This window comes from Actinoplanes sp. NPDC049265 (assembly GCF_043197135.1).
In the GTDB taxonomy this organism is placed as follows: Bacteria; Actinomycetota; Actinomycetes; order Mycobacteriales; family Micromonosporaceae; genus Actinoplanes.
This window is the reverse complement of record NZ_JBICSP010000015.1, coordinates 161,294-181,046: the sequence shown is the minus strand read 5'-3', so window position 1 is coordinate 181,046 and position 19,753 is coordinate 161,294. Positions and strand designations below refer to the sequence as shown.

The window sequence follows — 19,753 nt, the reverse complement described above, 5'->3', positions numbered from 1 at the left end:
CGCAGCCCCGGGCCGGGCTGCGAAACGCACCTAGCGCGGGCCGAACGCCACGAGTCGAGCGTGGTCGGTGATGGGTGTCGGCTACTCGAGGAAGGCGGCGAAGGCCTGGGCGGTGCGGCGGCCGTCGTGGGTGTCGCGGGCGTACGCGGCTGACTCGAAGCCGATTTTGGCCGTGCGGGACGGATCGTCCAGGAGGGACTCCAGCGCCGCGCCCAGGGTGTCGGGGGTGGCGTTGACGATCGGCGGGTGGACGCCGGCCGCCGCGTGGACCCGGTCGTCGAGGTAGCCGACGACCGGGCGGCCGGCGGCCATGGCCTCGACGGCCAGGGTGCCGTAGGAGCCGACGGCGAACTGGTCGACCACGATGTCGCAGGAGCGGACCAGCTCGCGGATCTCGTCCCAGCTCACCCGCTCGGCCAGCACCAACTCGATGGCGTTCTTGTCGTGCAGGCGCTGCAGCGTGGGCAGGATGCGTTCGGTGCCCTTGGTCCAGCGCTGGGACGGGCCGTGCAGGACCTTGGGGCGGGGGCGTTCCATCACGGGCACGTCGCTGGACCAGGCGTCGACGTCGACCACCAGCGGCGCCCAGGTGGCGGTGGGCAGGTCGTCGAGCAGATCGGGGGTGGTCACGAACAGTGGCTGGCCGCTCGACTCGGCGATGCGCTTGTTGCGGTCGGCGTGGGCGGTGTACTGGCGGACGCGGCCTTCCGGCGCGTCGTGGAACAGCGAGTACTTGTGGACGCGCATGTGGCGGGCGGGGTGGCGGATCTCGCTGCCGTGGGCCAGCAACGCCACCTTGATGCCGGCGCGGCGCAGGGCCGGCAGGTCGCCCTCGATGGTGTTGCCGTTGAGCAGGCCGAAGACCGGCAGGAAGGCGTCGGCGACGAGGTGGGTGTAACGGCCGATGATGCGCTGCATCTGGGCGATCTGGGTGGGCAGCTCGTTCTGCCGGTCGGTGTCCAGGTAGACGTCGGCCGGGAAGGTGAAACTGCCGCTGTGCTGGCGCATCGACACCTCGGCGGAGACGTCGGGGTGGTCGCGGCAGATCGCCTGCGCGAAGGCGGCCAGCTGGCCGGCGTAGTTGGCGGTGCCCAGGCCCAGCCGGATCTTCGAGGTGACGCTGAGTGGGCGCCACCGGGGGAGCGCGGCCGACGTGACCGCCGCGGGCAGGGCCGCCGGGCGCCGGCCGTTCTCGTCGACCGCCCACGAGACGTCCGTGCGCGCCGACTCCGGTTTCTTCGGGGCGATCCGGGCGTACGTCGTGGTCAGGCCCTTGATCTGCTCCTCCCAGGACATCTCGGTGAGCAGCTCGCCGGTGATGTTGCCGGCCAGTTCGGCCCGCCGGTCCAGGGCCGTGCGGACCGCCTCGGCGAAGGTCACCGGGTCGTCGGCGGTGAACACCTGGCCGACGTCGTGGCCGCGGACGAACTCGCCCAGCGTCCGCACGTCGCTGGCCACGATGGGCACGCCGGCGTGCAGGTATTCGGCCAGTTTGGTGGGCAGTGAGATCTCGTAGTTGAGGGTGCGCTGCGAGCAGATCAGGCCGAGGTCGGCCGAGGAGAGATAGTCGGGTACGGCGTACTGCGGCACGTAGGGCACCACGTGCACGCGGTCCAGGACGCCGAGCTGTTCGGCCCGGGCCAGCAGCTTCTCGCGTTCGGCCGACTTGTGGCCGGAGACGATGGCCAGATGCACGCCGGGCAGTTCGGGCAGGGCGGTGATCGCGGTGCCGAGCCCGCGTTCGGGCGCGAGCCAGCCGGAGTAGACCAGCAGCGGTACGTCGTCGGCGAGGCCGCAGTTCGCGCGTACCGAGGGCTTGGGGTTGGCCACCCCGATGGTCTCGCGGATCGGCGTGTTCCGGACCACCACCGGGGTTTCCGGCAGCCGGTAGTCCTTGCGCAGCAGGTCGGCGATCTCGGGGGACACCGTAACGACCGCGTCGGCCTGGCGGATGAAACGGCGTTCGATCTCCTGGTACGCGCGGGCCGCGGCCGGCTTCCACGAGTCGATGCCGGGCACGTACTCGTGGGCGTCGTAGAGCCAGGCGACCTGCTCGCCGCGTGCCCGCATCCGGGCCACGCTCATCGCCACGGTGTGGATCATCGTGATGTCGTTGGCGTGGATGACGTCCGGTTCGAGTTCCTCGATCACCGGACCGAAGACCAGGTCGAGGTCGACCAGCGAGGGGCAGTCGCGGCGCCAGTCGCCGGTCGGGCGGCCGGCCCGCCCGGCCTGCCAGTGGTAGGCCTTCATCTGGATCCGGTGGATCGCGCGGCGGCCGCGGACGACCGCGCCGAGCGCCTTGCTGAGCGGCAGGCGCACCGCCACGCTGGGGCCGCGACCGCCGGTGCGCAGCGTGCCGATTCGGGCGGTGGCCTGCCGCAGCCAGGCCTGGTGGGCCACCCGGTTGTTCTCCCGTTTTCCGCCCAGCAGCAGCGGCAGGGCGCGTGGTCCCGGGGTCTGCAGGGCGGCGAACTTCGATGTCATCGGCAGGCGCACCACGCGCACCGGGCCCATCACGGTCTCGGACCGGTGGCCGTTGCGCCCGCCGGCGCCGAGCAGGGTGACGTCCCAGCCCGCGCGGGCCGCGGCGATCGCCGTCTTCTGCACCCGGGAGTCACCCGTGATGCCGTTGGCGACGACCACCAGAAGTCGAGGCGCGCTCGTCATAATCTCGCCTTTCACGTTTTCCCTGCCAAAACGACCGACGGGACTCTACCCGTCATAACGGACAACGAGGCACCGTTGCCGCCCGCTCCTCCCGGCCCGGCGATAGGGTTCGCGCTGTGAAGCGGCTGATGCGCGGTGTCGCGCTGGCGGCGGGGGCGGCCGCGGTGGCCGTGGGTGTGCGGTCGTACCTGGGCAAGCGGCGGGCGATCGCCATGGTGCCCGAGGAACTGCGGCACCCGGTCCTCTACGCGCCATTCCAGATCACGTCCCGGCTGGTGGTGCGCGCCCTCGCGCGGGTGCCGGTCCGGCCCGGCCCGGTGGCCCCCGGCGTCACCCTCGACCAGCGTGACCTCCCGCCCGAGGTGTTCGTCTACCAGCCCAAGGCGCGCGCTCTGCCCTCGGGCGCCCTGCTCTACATCCACGGCGGCGGGTACGTCATCGGCCACCCGTCGACCTACCACCCGATCTGCAGCCGGATCGCCGCCGAGCTGGGCGTGCTGGTGGTCAGCGTCAACTACCGCAAGGCGGTGGGCGACCCGTTCCCGGCCGGGCTGGATGACTGCTTCCGGGCGCTGACCTGGATCCACGAGCAGGCGTCGGCGCTGGGGATCGACCCGGCGCGGATCGCGGTCGCCGGTGACAGCGCGGGTGGGGGATTGGCCGCGGCGCTGGCCCAGATGGCGTACGACCGGGACGTGCCGTTGTGCTTCCAGGGCTTGATCTACCCGATGCTGGACGACCGGACCGCGCTGCGCGACGACCACCTGGGCACCGGCGAGCTGGTGTGGACGCCGGCCTCGAACCGTTTCGGCTGGACGTCGTATCTCGGGCACCGGCCGGGCGAGGCGGAGCCGCGAGCGTACGCGGTCCCGGCCCGCCGTGACGACCTGACGGGCCTGGCCCCCGCCTGGATCGGCGTCGGTGACCTGGACCTCTTCCACGCCGAGGACGTCGAGTACGCGGGCCGCCTGACCCTGGCCGGCGTACCCACCGACCTGGTCGTCGTCCCCGGCATGTACCACGGCGCCGACGCCTTCCTGGCCGACCGCGCCGAGTCCATGATCGCCTTCCGCGACGACTTCATAGCCGCCCTCCGCAAGGCGATCGCCTCGCGCCCATAGCCGGACGGCATCGACCCGGAAGACTGAATTTTCGGCCCGATCGTCGCCGGTGGACCTGTGCCCGCGAGTCGTGTAATGCTGTCGGGTCGGCGGGTGTGACGGCGTCGTTCCGACACCTGTATCAACCCGCAGTTCACTCCGCTGAGTAGTCACGCCGCCCCTGCGCCCGAGTCGATCTCCGGTCGGGTGAAGTTCGCACGATCGGGGAATGTGGCGACCGTGACACGCATTCAGGCCGTGCCGGATCCTCGCTAGGGTCGCAAACGTCGGATCGTCGACCGCGGGGAGAAGCAGCGTGAAGGTCATCGCGATCATGAATTACAAAGGTGGGGTCGGTAAGACGACGCTCACCGCGAATCTCGGGGCCGAGGCGGCGAATCGTGGTCTCCGTGTGCTTTTGATCGACCTCGACCCGCAGGCCAATCTCACCTTCTCGTTCTACAGCGTCGAGCAGTGGCGGGAAGACCTGCGCAAGGACACGACGATCATGCGGTGGTACGAGGGCGACGCGCCCGGCCGCGAGGTCGACCTGCACCGGCTGGTGGTGACGCCACCGGTGATGAACGAGCAGGTGGCGGTGACCGGCGGCCGTCTCGACCTGATCTCCTCGCACCTCAAGCTGATCGACATCGACCTGCGGCTGGCGGCCCGGCTGGGCGGCGGGACGACACTGGGCGAGTCCAAGAAGAAGTTCCTCGACCTGCATGGTTGCCTCGCCCGTGCGCTCCAGGACGATGCGTTCCAGGAATATGATCTCGTCTTGATCGACTGCGCGCCGAATTTCGGACTCGTCACCAAGACCGCGATCGTGGCCAGTGATCACGTTCTTGTTCCGGCCAAGGCCGACTATCTCTCCACCCTGGGAATTCAATACCTGGCCGGCAACTGCGACGGCCTGGTCGCCGAGTACAACGACTATGTCAACCACGGCGCCCGCGGGCACGACCGGACAATCGAGACGCGTTTCCTGGGTGTCGTCTTCACCATGGTCAAGATTTATGCCGGCAAGCCGATCGGAACACAGCAGTACTACATGGAGGACGTACGTCTCAACGCGGAGATGAATGTCCTCACCGGCATGATGCGCGACAGCCCGCGCCATTTCGGTGACGCCGGTGAGAGCGGCGTGCCCGCGGTGCTGCGGGCGCCGGTCACCGATGAGGTCGCGGTGGAGTTCCGCAGACTGACGACCGAGGTGCTCGAGGGCGCCGGTGTGGGGTCCAAGCGGTGAGCGACATCGGACTACTGCTCCGTCTTCAGGCCCGGGTGTTCGAGCTTCTGTCGGGACTGCCGGTGGACCGGCTGCGCGCGCTCGCCGAGGGCCGTGCCACGCTGGCGGTCGTCGACGAGGCACCGGCGCGGCCCGCGCCGCCGGTCGTCATCGCGAAGGCGGAAACCCCGCCGGCCCCCGCGCGGCCCGCCCCGAAGCGAACCGCCCGATCGAAGACCGCACTCGCCGGCACTCCGTTCGACACCGGGGCCATGGCGGAACGGCTCCGGGGCTGCGAGACCCGCGAGGACGGCGCCGAACTTCTCCGGGATGTGCGATTCGACGACCTCAAGGCTCTCGCCCGGCAGTTCAACGTGACGCCGGGCCGGTCCAAGGACGACACGGTCAAGAAGATTCTCGGTCTCGCTCTCGGCCGGGCCAAGCACGCGCTTCTGCGGCAGGGATGACGTCGGCCATGACCGAGGAGACGATGACCGCACCCCAGCGGTCCATGTACCTGCTGGGCGGCCGTCGGGTCCAGGTCCGCGATCTGCTCGACGCCCAGCTCCTGGAACCGGGCGCCCAGCTGCGGTTCCGGCGTCGCCGGGTCGGCGCGATCCATCACGCCGAGGTCACCGGGAGCGGCCGGGTGCGGCTTCTGCCCGACGGCCAGGAGTTCCCCACGCCTTCGCGCGCGGCGCAGGTCGCCGCCGGCATGCGGGCCGTGGACGGCTGGCTGGCCTGGGTCGTGGTGAAGACCGGCAAGCCGCTGGACGCGCTTCGGCAGGAGCTGCTGGACCGGGCGGTGGCCACGGCCGGGGACCAGGCCCGGGTGGAGACGTTCGAGGTCCGTGTCCACGAGCGGCTTCGCGAGGCCCGCAAACGAGCCGAGGACAACGCCCCGGAGGAGTTCTCGGTGCGGGAACTGCTGTCGCTCTGGGGCGCTCGCGATCGTGGCGAGCAGATCATCCGGATCGAGGCCGACCTGGCCAACCACGGCCTCGTGACCTCGCCCAGTTTCCGCAAGGTCACCCTGGACGCGACAGTGCGTCTGGTGGTGGCCCCGGCGTACGCCGACGAGCGGGCCGCGGCGCCGGCGCAAGTCGCCCCGGCCGACGTCGACGAGGGCGACGGCGACGGCGATCCGATCGGTCTCACCGTGGGCAACCTGCCGTCCGCGCTCGGCGGCCTGAAGTTCGTGGCGCCCAACGCGACCTTCGACGAGGCCATCACCAAGCTCCTGCTGAACGACTTCTCGCAGCTGGCCGTCCTGAACGGCCCCCGCAACCTGCGCGGTGCGGTCACCTGGACGTCGATCGCGCACGCCCGCCACGCCAACCTCGACGCGCGGCTGTCCGACGCGATCGAAGCGGACGTCGTCGCCGTGCGGTACGACAAGGAACTCATCGACGTGCTGCCCGAGCTGCAGCGCACCGGGTTCGTGTTCGTACGCGACCAGGACAACACCATCGCCGGCATCGTCACCACGGCCGACGTGGTGCGGGCGTACGGGGAGATGGCCCTGCCGTTCTTTCAGATCGGCGAACTCGATCGAAGTCTGCGCCGGGTCATCTCCCGCAACGTCGGACTGGATCAGGTGGCCGAGATCTGTGGCAAGGCCGTCCGTTCGTTCGACGAGCTCTCCATGGGTGAATATCAGCGTGTGCTCAGCGACGGCGGGGTGTGGGCGGCGCTGGGCTGGCCGCTGGATCGGGTCACGTTCATCGAGCGGCTGGACGAGATCAGGCGGATCCGCAACGACGTGATGCACTTCAAGCCGGATCCGCCGCCGGAGGGCACGATCGAGAAGCTGCGAAAGCTGAACATGCTCCTGCGCCGTTACGGTGATCTGTCCTGACCACGGGGCCGGTCACTCGAAGAACTTGAGACCCCAGCCGGTGTCCGTGTTCGGGCCGGGTACGTTCGCGCGGCTGTAGGTGACGCTGCCCCACCAGCAGAAGCTGCCCGTGTACCAGTAGCGGTTCTCCCAGGAGTACGGCGTGCCCTTGGGGACCGCGTGGAACATCAGGGGGAAGCGCGGGCCGGCCGGCGGGCTGGTGGCGATGTCGCCGTAGAGCAGGACGAAGCTGTGGTGGCCGGGGCCGTTGACGTTCAGCGTCGGGTCCCAGCCGGCCATCATCGTGGCGCGGTTGGAGCCGAAGAGGCAGCCGTTGGACTTGTACCAGTCCCACACGTAGGTCGGGTCGCCGCCGGCCCGCAGCCGCAGGTCGGCCAGGCAGTACTGGTCGCTCCAGGAGCCGTTGGCGGAGTAGACGATGTGCAGCTGGCCGTTGGGGTCCTTGATCGGTTCGGGGCCCTCGTTGATGTACGGGTTGCCGACCACCCGTTCCCAGCCCTCACGGGGCTGGCTGATGATGGAGCGGCCGCCGGTGGACTGGCTCGGGCTGCTCATCCGGGCGATGTAGAGGTTCTGCTCGACGTTGGTGTCGGCGGCCCAGCCGGACCAGACGAACCAGCGCTGGCTGTTGAAGGTGAACATGGTGCCGTCGATGGCCCACTTGTCGTCGGGCAGGTTGACCTTCGTCTCGGCGCCGTAGTCACTGTTGGGGCGGGCCGAGCTGATCACGTACATCCGGTGGGCGGCGCCGCGGCCGGCCGAGAAGTGGATGTAGAAGCGGCCGCCCTCCATCGAGAACTCGGGCGCCCAGATCTCGCCCAGGTTGCGGGTGTCGGTCCACACCTGGTGCACGGGCGCGCCGGCCATGCCTTCGGGGGAGGAGGCGGTGCGTACGGCGATGCCGCCGTTCCAGGACTGGACCGAGTGGTAGGTGCTGTCGACGCGGAGAATGCTGGGATCGGCGGCGCGCATCACCTGCGCGGCCTCGGCCGGTGGTGCGGACCGGACGGCGGCGAGCGCCGCGACGGCGACAAGAGCGATGACGACGGGTACGCGGGGCAGCTTCATGATCACTCCAACGGTGGCGTGGGGGATCCGGGAGGAGCTTTCCCGAGCATCCGCGTCCAACGTTGTAAATGTCAAGCCCATCAATATGTCGAGGTCAACGCCTTCTCGTAGTACATCGCCGCGTCGGCGGCGGCGAGCAGCGCGTCGGACGTCGGCTGCTCCAGCGCCCCGGCGAAGGCCACCCCGATGCTCACCGCGACCTGGACCGAGCTCTCCTGATCCAGCGCGATGGGTTCGCCGATCGTCGTCCGCAGACGTTCCGTCAGGCCGGCCGCGTCGGCGACCGTCGGCGACACCACCACGAACTCGTCGCCGCCGAGCCGGGCCACCGTCTCGGTGGCGCGCACCGTCGCCCGCAGCCGGCCCGCCACCTCCACCAGCACCTGGTCGCCGGCCGCGTGGCCGTACCGGTCGTTGATGGGCTTGAAGCCGTTGAGGTCGAGGAAGTGCACGACCGGGCCCCCGTCGCTGCCCCGGGCCAGGGCCGCGGTCAGACGGTGGTGCAGCTCCTGCCGGTTGACCAGCCCGGTCAGCTGGTCATGGGCGGCGCGGTGGGCCAGGATCGAGCGGCCACGTTCCTGGGCCCGGACGACCAGCGTGAAGCGGGTCAGCACGATCATGGTCAGCAGCACCATCGCGATCAGGATGGTCGCCCGGCCCAGGGTCACGTCGTTGACCTGGGTGTCGGCCAGGGCGGGCAGGGCCAGCAGCGCGATGCCGAGGAAGACGACGCGGCCGGGGTGCAGCCGTTCGTCGTGGTGGGCGCCGGCCGGTTCGGCCAGGCGAGCCGCCCGGGGATGCCACAATGCCGCGGCGATCAGGCTGTTGGCCAGCAGGAGCAGCGCGTCCAGCCGGGTGTCGTCGAAGCCGGGGAACCAGTACGGCGTGAGCGAGATGGTGACGTCGCCGCCGAAGGTCAGCGCCATCGCGGCGATGAGGTAGCGGATCGGCCCGCTGCGGCGGCCGGGAGCGAGGACGAGCAGCGCCCCGGCGACGAAGAACAGCACGTCGCCGAAGGGGTAGAGGATGCCGAACAGCTCGGGCAGGCCGAACTCGTGGTCGGCGACGGCCGGGCTGATCAGGAACTGCCAGAACAGCGCGGTGACCACGACGGTCATGGCCAGCCCGTCCAGCACCGCCTCGCGCAGCCGGCCGGGCGCACGCAGCCGGACCAGCTGGAGCAAGCCGACGGTGAGCAGCGGGTAGCCGGCGACCCAGAAGACGTCGGCCGCGGTGAGTTCGGCGGGCCGGTCGAAGACCCGGTCCAGGACCGAGTGGAGCAGGTCACCGGCCAGCCAGCTGGTCAGGGCCGAGGCGATCAGGGCGTACGCGGCCCGGGCCGGCCCGGTCTGCCGCCGCACGCCCAGCCAGGCCAGCACCACGAAGAAGACGAAGGCGAGGGTGTACGCCGCCTCGGCCAGCCCGGAGCCCAGCACCGTCGGCAGGCCCGCGATCACGGCGATCGCGGGCACCGCGGCGGTCGGCAGGCGCTTCACCTCCTCCCTATCGGCAGGCGCGGCCTCCGACGGAGTGGTTCACGAAACCGGACAGTCGGTCGTGACCGGGACGGTCTCCCCCAGCAGGTACTTCGTGACCACACGGTCGACGCAGGGGTTACCGGCGGCCTTGTAGACCGTGTGCCGGTAGGTGTCGTGGGCGGTGACCGACGACGAGCCGGTCAGCCGCTTCCGCATGGCCAGCTGGCCCGCGTACGGCGTGATCGGGTCGTGGTCGGCCCCGACGACCAGCACCGGCCGGTCGTTGCCGATCTCGGTCGGCGCCTCGGTGCCTCGGACCGGCCAGTAGGCGCACGGCGAGATGTTGCGGGTGAACGGCCCGAACAGCGGTTCGTCGCGGCGGTGCCGCTCGATGTCGCGGTAGTAGGACGACGCGTCGCCGGTGACCGGCCGGTCCGCGCACAGGATCGGCGTCCCGGACCGGTCGGAGGCGTCGTAGTCGCCGGTGAACAGCCCGCGCAGGTAGTTCTCGAGCGACTCCGGGAGCGGGCCGGCCTGGCCGAAGAAGCCGAGCTCGGTGGCCATCGTCTCGTACTCGGCCGTGGCCAGCCGTTTGAACAGGTAGCCGGGCAGGAAGCCGGCGTCCACCCGGTACGAGCCGATCGACTGTTCCCGCTGCCGGCGGTCGACGGTGGCCAGGACCGCGGCCGGGGAGGCGCCGAGGTGGTAGGTGGCGTCGCGCTCCGCGGCCCAGCCGGCGAACCGCAGCAGGGCGTCCTCCATGGCGGGCGCGTTGCGGGTGAAGAGCCGGGGGCCGTAGAAGTCCGGGTCGACCGCGCTGTCGAGCACGAACCGGCCGGCGCGGTCACCGAACATCTGCAGGTAGACGGCGCCGAGGTAGGTCCCGTACGAGTAGCCCAAGTAGTTGATCTTGTCTTCGCCGAGGGCGATCCGGAGGCGGTCGATGTCGCGCGCGGTGTTGCGGGTGGTGGCGTGCGGGAGGCGGTCGCGGCCGGCTTTGACACAACCGTCGGCGAGGGTACGCATCAGAGCGGCGTTCCGGTCGAACGTCCGCCGATCGGGCCCGGCCGAGCGCAGAAAGGTGTTGGTCGTCCAGTCGCACTCGATCGGGTCGCTGCGCCCGGTGAAGCGCGGGTCCATCCCGATGATGTCGTACCGGGCCAGCAGCTCGCCGAAGTACTGCGGTGCCGCCGCGGCCAGTTCGAGCCCGCTCGTACCCGGGCCGCCCGGGTTGAGCAGCAGCGAACCGCGCCGGTGGGCCGGATCGGTCGCCTTGAGCCGGGTCACCGCGACCGACGTCCGGGCCGACGGATGCGCGTAGTCGACCGGCACCTGCAGCGTGGCGCAGGTGGCCCCGGCCTGGTCGAGGTAGGCGCCGAGGACGTCGTCCGGACCCTGCACGCAGGACCCCCAGGCGAGCGGGGCCGGGGCCGGCGGCGAGAAGAGCGACACGACGGTCAGTAGAACGGCGGCGAGAGTTGGCATGGCATCGACGGTAGAAATCGGCTGACTTCGACGCACTGGGCCTGGATGGTGGAGTCGGGTAGGGCTGGCCCTACCGGCCCGCCCCGGGTCCACTCTGGAGTGATGATCGCGCATCCGCGAGATCGAATGGGACCGGGCGGCCGGGCCGTCCCTCTAACGGATTACCGCGTCTCGTTCGCCGGTTTAAAACGCCGGAGGCCACGAGTTTGTACGGGTGAGACCAATCGTGGCGCTGGTGGCCGTTCTGTCGATGTTGATCAGCCCGGCGCCGGCGGAGGCGGCCACCGCGGCGTTCGGTCCGCGGGTGGTCGCGGTCAACTCGTGGCCCTACCACGACGGCGGTGACCTGCCCAAGCGGAACACCGGGGTGATCGACGGGCAGGGCGTGCGGATGTTCAGCAGCCCGCAGATCACCGGCGGCCGGAAGATGAACCACCCGGTGGCCCAGGCGCAGTACGGCCTGGCCCTGGTCAACAACTACCGGCGGACCCACGACACCTGGTATCTCGACCTGGCCCAGCGCCAGGCCCGGCGGCTGGTCGACACCCACGTCGAGTCGCGCGGCGCCTGGTTCTTCCCGTACCGCTTCGACTTCCCGCTCAGCTCCGGCATCAATCTGACCATGCGGGCGCCGTGGTACTCGGGCATGGCCCAGGGGCAGGCCACGTCGCTGTTCATCCGGCTGGCCAAGGCGACCGGCTCGGCCGAGTGGCGGCGGGCGGCCGACCGGTCGTTCGCGTCGCTGCGGCTGGACTACGCGCCGGGCGTGCCGTGGGTGACCCACAAGGACGCCGCCGGGCGGCTGTGGCTGGAGGAGTACCCGGGCCCGGCCCCGGCCACCTCGGCCCGGGTGCTGAACGGGCACATCTTCGCGCTCTACGGCGTCTGGGACTACTGGAACGCGACCCGCTCGCCGGCCGCCGCCGCGCTCTTCGGCCAGGCCACCCTGACCGTCTACACCTACCTGCTGCGGTATTTCCGGAACCCGGGCTGGGCCTCCAGTTACAGCCTGCGTGGCGACGTGCCCAGCGAGAAATACCACAACATCCACGTCAATCAGCTGCTGCATCTGCAGGCGCTCTCCGGTCAGCCGGTCTTCGCCGGGATGGCCGAGATCCTGCACGGCGACTTCACCATGCCCAAGGTCACCGCCACGATCCGGTTCAACCGCGGCGCGCACGTCGGCGTGACCTTCCGCGCTGTCACCGACGGGCGGGTGCGGGCCCGGCGCACGGTCACGCTGAGCGCGGCGTCCTCGGCCCCGGTCGACCAGCGGCGGCGGATCAGCGGGCAGCCGGGCTTCTGGTACCACGTCACCAAGGGTGCGCTGGCCGGGTTCTGGGTGCGGGAGTACCCGGGCCGGCAGTCCACCACCACGCCGGTCTCGGTCGTGCCGTACTTCGGCCGGCGCAGCGTGATCCTGGCCAAGGGGTCGCACCTGGTCTATGCCATCAGCGGGCCGAGCGTGGCCCAGGTGTCGGCGGCCAGCCAGACCGGCGTGGCCAAGGTGGGCTGGATCGACGGCCGGTTCGCGGTCCTCGTCTCGGCCGGTTCGCTGCGCGGGTGGTGGCTGCCCGTCACGCCGCGGACGACGATGCGAGCGGCCGGGCGACACAGCCACGATGAGGTGATTTGCGGCGTTTCCTGTGATCGGTTGAACCCGTTGGGATGAGCATGCCTGCTGAACCGTGGGCCACCGATCCCTGGGAGTGAGCAATGACGGTGACGATGGACGAGCCCCTCGGCGGGATCAGCGATCCGCCCGAGGCGACGCGCGGCCGGGTCGTCATGCTGGTCGACAACGGCGTCGACGGGGACTCCCGGGTGCAGAAGGCGGCCCGGTCGGCCGCCGCCGCGGGCTGGGAAGTGACGCTGCTCGGCGTGGCCCACCCGAACGCGCGGCGGGTCTCCTGGCGGCTCGGCCAGGCCGAGGTCAAGCTGGTCCGGACCAGGCGCCCACTGTTCACCCACCACTCCAAGCTGCGCTGGTCGCCGCGCCGGCCACTGGCCTACTCGAGCACCGCGCTGGCCGCCAACCGCCGGCAGACCGTCGCCGGCCGCTACAACGACGTCCACTTCCGGATCGCCGAGCTGGCGGCGGCGCGGCGGGCCGGGGCCGGGCGCGGGGCCGAGCTGGCCGGTCTGCTGCGGTTGCTGCCGGGCCGGGCCCTACTCAAGATCCAGAGCCGGTGGGTACGCCTGCGCACCGGCGAGCTGCGGCGCCTGACCGAGGCCCGGGGCAACCCGCACGCCCCGCTGACCTGGGCCGGCAACGGCATCTGGCGGATCCTGCGCGGCCGCCGCTCGTGGCGCCGGCTGGACCCGAGCCTCTGGGACTTCGAGCTGTCCATGTCGGCGGTGATCGACGGCCTGGAACCGGACATCATCCATGCCCACGACTACAAGATGCTCGGCGTCGGCGCCCGGGCCAAGGTGCGCGCCGCCGCCCGCGGCCGCACGGTCAAGCTGGTCTGGGACGCCCACGAGTACGTGCCCGGGCTGGCGCCGTTCCCGGGCTGGCCGGGCTGGCTGCCGGCCCAGGTCGGCTACGAGCGGGAGTACGCGCCGCACGCCGACGCCGTCGTCACGGTCTCGCCCGCGCTGGCCGAGCTGCTGCGGGCGGAGCACCGGCTGCGCGAGCTGCCGGCCGTGGTGATGAACTGCCCGACCATGATTCCGGTGCAGTCCGCGGTGGACGACGAGCCGCCGCGGGAACTGCGCGCCGACTGCGAGATCGACCGGGCCACCCCGCTGATCGCGTACGGGGGCGGGCTGTCCGTCGCCCGGAACACGATCCTGCTGGTCGAGGCGCTGACCGAGCTGCCCGGCGTACATCTGGCCCTGGTCTGTGTGCCGCCGAGCGAACGCCGCGCCGCCGCCGACGAGCACCTCGCCCGCGCGCGCGAACTGGGCGTGGCCGACCGGGTCCACGTGCTGCCCTACGTCCCGCACGACCAGGTGGTGAGCTACCTGTCGGCGGCCGACGTGGCCGTCAGCCCGCTGCTGCACCTGCCCAACCACGAGATCGCGCTGAGCAACAAGTTCTTCGAGTACGCCCAGGCCCGGCTGCCGATCGTGGTCAGCGACACGCGCACGATGGCGGCCACGGTCACCGAGACCGGGCAGGGTGAGGTGTACCCGGCCGGCGACCTCGACGGCTACCTGCGGGCGGTGCGCGCGGTGCTCTCCGACCCGGATCGCTACCGGTCCGCCTACGACCGGCCGGGCCGGCTCGACGAGTGGACCTGGGAACGCCAGGCGGCGGTGCTCGACACCGTCTACGACTCCGTGCTGCCGGTCGCCCCGGCGCCACCGCGGGCCCGGATGCCGATCGGCACGCAACTTCGCCCGGGGTCCGCCAGTTGAGAGGTAGGTGACCCGGGTGGTGATGCTCGTCGACAACGGTGTGGTCGGCGACTCCCGGGTGCAGAAACAGGCCCGCTCGATGGCCGCGGCGGGCTGGGACGTCACGCTGATCGGGCTGCTGACCCCCGGCAGCCCGCGCGAGGCCTGGTCGATCGGCCCGGCCCAGGTACGGCTGTACGGGATCCGCTCGCCGCTGCGGCACCACCGGTCGACGTTCCAGCGCTCGCTGCGCCGGCCGCTCGCGTACCCGCCCGGTCGCGCCGCGGGCTACCGGCTGCAGCTGGTCCGGGCCCGGCGGGCCGAGCTGATCGCCCGCTTCGGTGAGCTGGCCGCCGCCCGCCGCGCCGGCGTGCCGAGGTGGCGGCTGCTCGCCCGGCGGGCCGGTCTGCTGCCCGGCCAGGCGGCGCTGCGGGTGGCCAAGCGCTGGACCCGGTTCCGGAACGCCGAGCTGGTCCGGCTGACCGCGGCCCGGGAGAACGAGCGCTCGTTCTGGACCCGCGCCAACGTGCGCTGGTGGACCGCGACCCGCGGGCGGCGCGCCTGGCGGCGGCTCGACCCGGCGCTCTGGGACTACGAGTTGTCCCTCGGACCGGTCGTGGACGCGCTCGACCCCGACCTGATCCACGCCAACGACTACCGGATGATCGGCGTCGGCGCCCGGGCCAAGCTGCGCGCCGCCGCCCGCGGCCGCACTGTCGCGCTGGTCTGGGACGCGCACGAGGACGTGGCCGGGATGCCGGGCCGGCCGGGCGTCCCGCGCTGGCTGCCGGCCCAGATCGCGCACGAGCGGGAGTTCGCCCGGTACGCCGACGCCGTCGTCACGGTGTCACCGATGCTGGCCGACCGGCTCCAGGAGCGGCACGGTCTGGCCCGGAAACCGGCCGTGGTGCTCAACGCTCCCGACGCCCCGGCCACCGGCGGCGGGAAGCTGCGGGCCGACTGCGGCGTCGGCCCGGGCACACCGCTGATGGCCTACTGCGGCGGCATCACCCCGGTCCGCGGCGTCGACCTGATCGTCGAGGCCCTGCCGTTCCTGCCCGAGCTGCACCTGGCCCTGATCTCGCTGCACCCCAACGGGAACCGGGGCGGCGCCGACCCGATCGAGGACCTGGCCACCCGGTTGGGGGTACGCGACCGGGTGCACCTGCTGCCGTACGTGCCCCACGACGAACTGGTGTCCTACCTGAGCGCGGCCGACGCGGCCGTCAGCCCGCTGCGCCACCTGCCCAACCACGAGATCGCGCTGAGCAACAAGTTCTTCGAGTACTCCCAGGCGCGGCTGCCGCTGGTGGTCAGCGACGTGCGGGCGATGGCGGCCACGGTCCGGGCGACCGGCCAGGGCGAGGTGTACGCGGCCGACGACGTGCACGACTACGTCCGGGCGGCCGGTGCCGTGCTGGCCGACCCGGCGCGGTACCGGGCCGCGTACGCGCGACCGGGCCTGCTCGAGCAGTGGACCTGGCGCGCCCAGGCCGCCGTCCTCGACCAGGTCTACCGCGACCTGATCCCGAACAGCCGGTCGTAGGGCTCGGCCGCCACCGCGTGGTCCCAGGTGACCCGTGCGTGCGCCGCCGCCTCGGCCCCGGCCTTGCGCCACACCTCCTCGGTCGCGGTGGCCGCCACAATCCGGGCCGCCGCCGCGGCCGGGTCGCTCACCACCCACTCCGGCGGGAAGAGCTGGGCCGCCGCGCCCGGGAAGAACGGCCAGTCCCGGACCACGGGTACGGCGTGACTGGCCGCGCCCTCGGCCAGTCCCCAGTGGAAGCTCTCCCGCACCGAACTGCTCAGGATCGTCCCCACCGCGGTCAGCGCCGCCGGCACGTCGTCGGTCTGCCCCAGCCGCCGCACCGCACCGGGTGGGAACGCGGCCAGATCCTCCTCGTACGCCCGCCGGTAGCGCCGGGCCGCCGCGCTCGTGTCCCCGCGTACGTCGGCCCCGATCAGCCGCAGGTGGTAGCGCTCGTCCCCGGCCCGCAGCAACCGCAGCACCTCGAACGCCCAGCGCGGGTCCTTGGCCACCGCGCTCACCCCGATCAGGCCCAGCGCGAACCGGGCCTCCGGCGGCTTGGGCCGGTCGAAGCCGCTCAGGTCGGCCGGGTGCGGCAGCACATGGGTACGCGGCCGGCCCGGCCCGCCCAGCCCCGGCAGGATCGCCCGCGCGTAGGCCCGCAGATGCTCGGAGACGAAGACCAGGTCGTCGACCCGGCTCAGGTCGGCCAGGTGCGGCCAGATGTCGAACACCTCGAAGCTGTGCAGCCGCACCACCACCCGGGTGCGGCCCGGGTCGAGCAGCGTGAGCAGCCCGGCGGCGGGCGAGAACCAGTCCACGAACACGGTGTCGGCCCAGTCCAGGTGCGGCCGCAGCACCTCGGCGACCGGCCCGGCGTAGTCCGGCGAGCCGCCCAGCACATGCTCGGTGTAGTGCTGCGGCTCGATCGCCGCGCTCTCCAGCCGGTCGTCGTCGTGGACGTTGACCGACCGCACCTCGACGTCGTCCCGGGCGGCGTAACGGTCCCGCAGCACGCTGAGGAAGTTGTCGTTGATGCGGTACAGGAACAGCAGGCGGACCGGGCGCCCGGCCGGTGGGGGAGCGGCCGGGACCGACCGGCCCCGGGGTGCGGCCAGCGCGCGGCCGGTGGCGCTGCGGTGCCACGGTGCGAAGAACGCACCCGGGTCCGGCGCGGCCGGCGAGGTCAGCGAGTCGTAGTGCAGGACCCGGTGGAACAACAGCTTGGCGGCCCGGTGCGCGGCCGCCGCGGCCGGTCCCGGGCTGTGCGCCAGCTGGGCGTCGGCGCAGGCGAGTTCGGCGGCGGCGGCCTCCTCCAGGTACGGGGGGATGCGCCCGGCGGTCAGCTCGGTCAGGGCCGGGGTGCTGAGGAACCGGGCCCGGCGCCGCGGCTGCGGGACCCGGCGGACGGCGGCGGTCAGCGTGCTGCCGGCCTCGGCGGCGTACCCGGCCCGGGCCATCCCGTCGGCCACCCGGCGGGCCAGCGGCAACCGGGCCCGGGCGGGCATCGGCAGGCCGGCCAGGGCGCTCTGCCAGGCCGCGCGGCCGAGCCGGGTGCCCTGCACGGAGGCGCCGGTGGCGTGGCGGGCGGCGGCCCGGCCGTACCCCTTGATCCGCCGGAGGACCGCCTCCCGGGCGTACCCGAAGGACGGCCCGCGCACCAGCAACCGCCGCACCCGCAGGCGCATCCCCTGGGCCGCGAGGGCCTCGACCCGGCGCAGCGCCGGGGTGAGGCCGAGCACCGCGTCCGTACCCCGGTGCCGGCGGGCCAGCTGCCACACCGTGTGCACCGCGGCCGCGTCCAGCGCCACCAGCACGTCGGCCCGGGCCGCGGCCGTCCGCAACCGGGCGTCGGCCGCGGCCCGCCACCACAGCTTCTGGCCCTTGGTGCCGGTCATCGCGCGGTACCGCCGGGACAACGGGAACTCGTCGCCGACGATGAGCGTGACGTCCGCGCCCGCGTCGGCCAGCCGGCGCATCGACTCGGCGAAGGCGGCCGGGCGCCCCGGCGTGGTCGCGGCCACCACCAGCACGTTGATCACCTCGGCACCCATGGCGGCGTCCGACGTCCGTGACATGATCATGCGGCGGCCGGTCCGCGTACGGCCTCGGTCAGGCGGGCCACCGCGGGCGCGATCTGGGCCGCGCGGGCGTAGCGGGCGCCGAGCTCCCGGGCCGCGGCCCGCTGGTCCGGGGTGGCCGCCAGGGCCAGCCGCGCCGCCCGCCGGATCCGGTCGACAAGCGAGCCGCCCACTGATGCATCGGTGTGCTCAGAGCGCTCTGAGCACACCGATGTATCAGTGCCGGTCCACAGCGGGTTGCCGGCCAGCACCGTGCACGCGTCGTGGTCGGGCTCGTGCACCGACAGCACCGGCAGGCCGCTGGCCAGCACCTCGTACACCTTGCCGGAGGTGACGAACCGGCCGCCGACCAGCATCAGCACCGACACGTCCCAGCCGCCGTAGGTCTCCGCCACCCGCGCCTTGGGCACCGCGCCGCCGAACCGGACCCCGTCGCCCGCGGCCGCCCGCAACAGCTCGACGTGCGTGGTGTCCTCCCGGGTCGCGCCCGCGCCGATGTGCCCGCGGAAGTCCAGCGTGGCCCGGGCGATCAGCTCGTCGACGGCCCGCGCGGCCCGCCACGCGTCCAGCATCTCGGCCAGGAAGTCGGCCTTGAAGTTGACCGACCCCAGATAGCCGAAGATCAAATTCTTCGGGTCCGGGGTACGCGCGGCAGCCGGCACGCTGTCCGCGTCGAACCCGTTGCGCACCACCTCGATCCGGTCCACCAGGTCCGGATAGCGCCGCCGGTAGTGCTCGGCGATCGGCTCGTTCACGCACCAGAACCGGACCGCGCCGCGCAGCAGCCGGGACTCCCAGCGCCCGGCCTCCGAGTCGGGCGGGAACGCCTCGCCGCCCCCGATCACATCGATCGACCAGCCGTCCCGGAAGTCCACCGCGTACGGGACGCCGGCCACCTCGTGCAGGCGACCGGTGGCGGCCAGGTTCACGTACGGGACGCAGGTGGTGACCAGCAGATCGGCCGGGTCCATGCGGTGCAGGCGCAGCAGCGCGTCCTCCAGCACCGGGCGCCAGCCGCCGAACACCGGCTCCGGGAAGCTCCTCAGGTCGGCCGCCCGCGACTCCCGGATCCAGCGGGCCGGATCCAGCGACCGGGCCTCGGAGTACCGCCGGACGTCGGTCAGCAGGTCGTCACGGACCAGCGGCAGCTCGACGATCCGGACCGCCGGGTGCACCGCCTCGGACAGCGTGTGGTCCAGCCCGAACTCGCGCTCCCAGGACTCCTGCCGGATCGTGATCACGGTGACGTCCCAGCCGTGCGCGTACAGCTGGTTGGCCGTCTCCCGCATCCGGTACGCGCAGCTCTTGGCCGCCGGCGGGAAACCGATGGCCAGATAGTAGGCGTGCGGCCGGCCCCCGGTGCGCCGGCGCGGACCGGTCAGCCGCCAGCCGGGTCGCATTCTCACGCAGGGCCTAACTACGCACGCCGCACCCGGATACTGACTAAATCTCCAGGGCGGGCTGGAGCACCTCGGCCAGGCGGGCCGCGCTCTGCGTGCCCAGCTTCTCGAACTCCGCCTTCATCACCGGGGTGGCCAGCTTGGCCACACCGTGCATCTCCACGTCGAGGTGGTAGGTGACCTGGCTGCCCGGCGGGATCGGGATCACCGTGAACGTGCCGGTCGCGGTGGCGGTCTCGCTGCGGCCGACGAAGACCAGCCGGTCTGTCTCGGCCCGGCACAGGGTGTAGGTGAGTTCGGCGGTCAGGCCCAGCACCCGCGACTCGTTGCGCCAGGCGCTGCCGACCGCGATCGGGCCGGAGTCGATCCGTTCGCTGCGCCGGGTCGCCGGGTCCCACTCCTCGGTGTGGCCGAAGTCGCGGAGATAGTCGAGCACCGCCTCAGCCGTCGCACTCACGCCGAAGGACCGCACGACGACGATGCTCATCGCCCAAGGGTACGGTCCGGTC

General features: G+C 72.1%; 14 protein-coding genes. 7 read left to right on the top strand and 7 right to left on the bottom strand.

The window, feature by feature from the left end; all coding sequences use genetic code 11:
• Positions 1-81: 81 nt before the first annotated feature.
• A complete protein-coding gene (locus tag ACGFIO_RS31175; RefSeq protein WP_392831450.1) occupies positions 82-2,670 on the bottom strand; it encodes a glycosyltransferase in 2,589 nt (862 codons plus the stop codon).
• Between the two features lie 116 nt (positions 2,671-2,786).
• Between ACGFIO_RS31175 and ACGFIO_RS31170 the strand changes: the two genes are divergently transcribed.
• The 4 genes from ACGFIO_RS31170 to ACGFIO_RS31155 all read left to right on the top strand — a co-directional run bounded on the left by ACGFIO_RS31170 (position 2,787) and on the right by ACGFIO_RS31155 (position 6,859).
• Positions 2,787-3,791 carry an alpha/beta hydrolase gene (locus ACGFIO_RS31170; RefSeq protein ID WP_392831447.1) on the top strand — a complete coding sequence of 335 codons (1,005 nt, stop codon included), beginning with the start codon at positions 2,787-2,789 and terminating at the stop codon, positions 3,789-3,791.
• A 295-nt stretch (positions 3,792-4,086) separates the two neighbouring features.
• Positions 4,087-5,022 (top strand): ParA family protein, encoded by a 936-nt coding sequence (locus tag ACGFIO_RS31165; RefSeq protein ID WP_392831444.1) that lies wholly within the window; start codon positions 4,087-4,089, stop codon positions 5,020-5,022.
• Positions 5,019-5,468, top strand: coding sequence for a hypothetical protein (locus ACGFIO_RS31160; RefSeq protein ID WP_392831442.1), 450 nt, complete (start codon positions 5,019-5,021; stop codon positions 5,466-5,468). The genes ACGFIO_RS31165 and ACGFIO_RS31160 overlap by 4 nt, the downstream gene beginning before the upstream one ends.
• Positions 5,469-5,476: 8 nt before the next feature.
• Positions 5,477-6,859 carry a CBS domain-containing protein gene (locus ACGFIO_RS31155; RefSeq protein WP_392831440.1) on the top strand — a complete coding sequence of 461 codons (1,383 nt, stop codon included), beginning with the start codon at positions 5,477-5,479 and terminating at the stop codon, positions 6,857-6,859.
• A gap of 12 nt (positions 6,860-6,871) precedes the next feature.
• Here ACGFIO_RS31155 and ACGFIO_RS31150 read toward each other — a convergent pair whose 3' ends face one another.
• From ACGFIO_RS31150 to ACGFIO_RS31140, 3 genes are all read right to left on the bottom strand, one after another.
• The gene (locus ACGFIO_RS31150; RefSeq protein ID WP_392831437.1) at positions 6,872-7,927 is read right to left on the bottom strand and encodes a glycoside hydrolase family 43 protein; all 1,056 of its coding nucleotides are present in this window, start codon (positions 7,925-7,927) and stop codon (positions 6,872-6,874) included.
• 80 nt (positions 7,928-8,007) lie between these two features.
• A complete protein-coding gene (locus tag ACGFIO_RS31145) occupies positions 8,008-9,423 on the bottom strand; it encodes a diguanylate cyclase domain-containing protein (protein ID WP_392831434.1) in 1,416 nt (471 codons plus the stop codon).
• 39 nt (positions 9,424-9,462) lie between these two features.
• The gene (locus tag ACGFIO_RS31140; protein ID WP_392831431.1) at positions 9,463-10,890 is read right to left on the bottom strand and encodes an alpha/beta hydrolase; all 1,428 of its coding nucleotides are present in this window, start codon (positions 10,888-10,890) and stop codon (positions 9,463-9,465) included.
• 214 nt (positions 10,891-11,104) lie between these two features.
• Between ACGFIO_RS31140 and ACGFIO_RS31135 the strand changes: the two genes are divergently transcribed.
• Genes ACGFIO_RS31135 through ACGFIO_RS31125 form a run of 3 tightly spaced genes read left to right on the top strand, consistent with a single transcriptional unit; the run spans position 11,105 to position 15,781 of the window.
• Positions 11,105-12,562 (top strand): D-glucuronyl C5-epimerase family protein, encoded by a 1,458-nt coding sequence (locus tag ACGFIO_RS31135; protein WP_392831430.1) that lies wholly within the window; start codon positions 11,105-11,107, stop codon positions 12,560-12,562.
• A 44-nt stretch (positions 12,563-12,606) separates the two neighbouring features.
• Positions 12,607-14,256, top strand: a complete 1,650-nt coding sequence (locus ACGFIO_RS31130) for a glycosyltransferase family 4 protein (protein WP_392831428.1) — start codon at positions 12,607-12,609, stop codon at positions 14,254-14,256.
• Between the two features lie 7 nt (positions 14,257-14,263).
• Positions 14,264-15,781 (top strand): glycosyltransferase family 4 protein, encoded by a 1,518-nt coding sequence (locus tag ACGFIO_RS31125; RefSeq protein WP_392831425.1) that lies wholly within the window; start codon positions 14,264-14,266, stop codon positions 15,779-15,781.
• Here the strand turns inward: ACGFIO_RS31125 and ACGFIO_RS31120 are convergent.
• Genes ACGFIO_RS31120 through ACGFIO_RS31110 form a run of 3 tightly spaced genes read right to left on the bottom strand, consistent with a single transcriptional unit; the run spans position 15,748 to position 19,731 of the window.
• Positions 15,748-17,847, bottom strand: coding sequence for a glycosyltransferase family 1 protein (locus ACGFIO_RS31120; protein ID WP_392831423.1), 2,100 nt, complete (start codon positions 17,845-17,847; stop codon positions 15,748-15,750). The two genes, ACGFIO_RS31125 and ACGFIO_RS31120, sit on opposite strands and share 34 nt — an antisense overlap.
• Entirely contained in the window at positions 17,844-19,244 is a 1,401-nt protein-coding gene (locus tag ACGFIO_RS31115; protein WP_392831567.1) for a glycosyltransferase, read from the bottom strand. Before ACGFIO_RS31115 ends, ACGFIO_RS31120 begins: the two co-directional genes overlap by 4 nt.
• Before the next feature lie 43 nt (positions 19,245-19,287).
• Positions 19,288-19,731, bottom strand: coding sequence for an SRPBCC family protein (locus ACGFIO_RS31110; RefSeq protein ID WP_392831421.1), 444 nt, complete (start codon positions 19,729-19,731; stop codon positions 19,288-19,290).
• Positions 19,732-19,753: the final 22 nt, after the last annotated feature.

Coding starts and splice junctions, on each gene's coding strand:
- ACGFIO_RS31115 (WP_392831567.1), bottom strand. CDS start 19,244: ATGCGACCCGGCTGGCGGCTGACCGGTCCGCGCCGGCGCACCGGGGGC.
- ACGFIO_RS31155 (WP_392831440.1), top strand. CDS start 5,477: ATGACCGAGGAGACGATGACCGCACCCCAGCGGTCCATGTACCTGCTG.
- ACGFIO_RS31140 (WP_392831431.1), bottom strand. CDS start 10,890: ATGCCAACTCTCGCCGCCGTTCTACTGACCGTCGTGTCGCTCTTCTCG.
- ACGFIO_RS31120 (WP_392831423.1), bottom strand. CDS start 17,847: ATGATCATGTCACGGACGTCGGACGCCGCCATGGGTGCCGAGGTGATC.
- ACGFIO_RS31110 (WP_392831421.1), bottom strand. CDS start 19,731: ATGAGCATCGTCGTCGTGCGGTCCTTCGGCGTGAGTGCGACGGCTGAG.
- ACGFIO_RS31150 (WP_392831437.1), bottom strand. CDS start 7,927: ATGAAGCTGCCCCGCGTACCCGTCGTCATCGCTCTTGTCGCCGTCGCG.
- ACGFIO_RS31175 (WP_392831450.1), bottom strand. CDS start 2,670: ATGACGAGCGCGCCTCGACTTCTGGTGGTCGTCGCCAACGGCATCACG.
- ACGFIO_RS31130 (WP_392831428.1), top strand. CDS start 12,607: ATGACGGTGACGATGGACGAGCCCCTCGGCGGGATCAGCGATCCGCCC.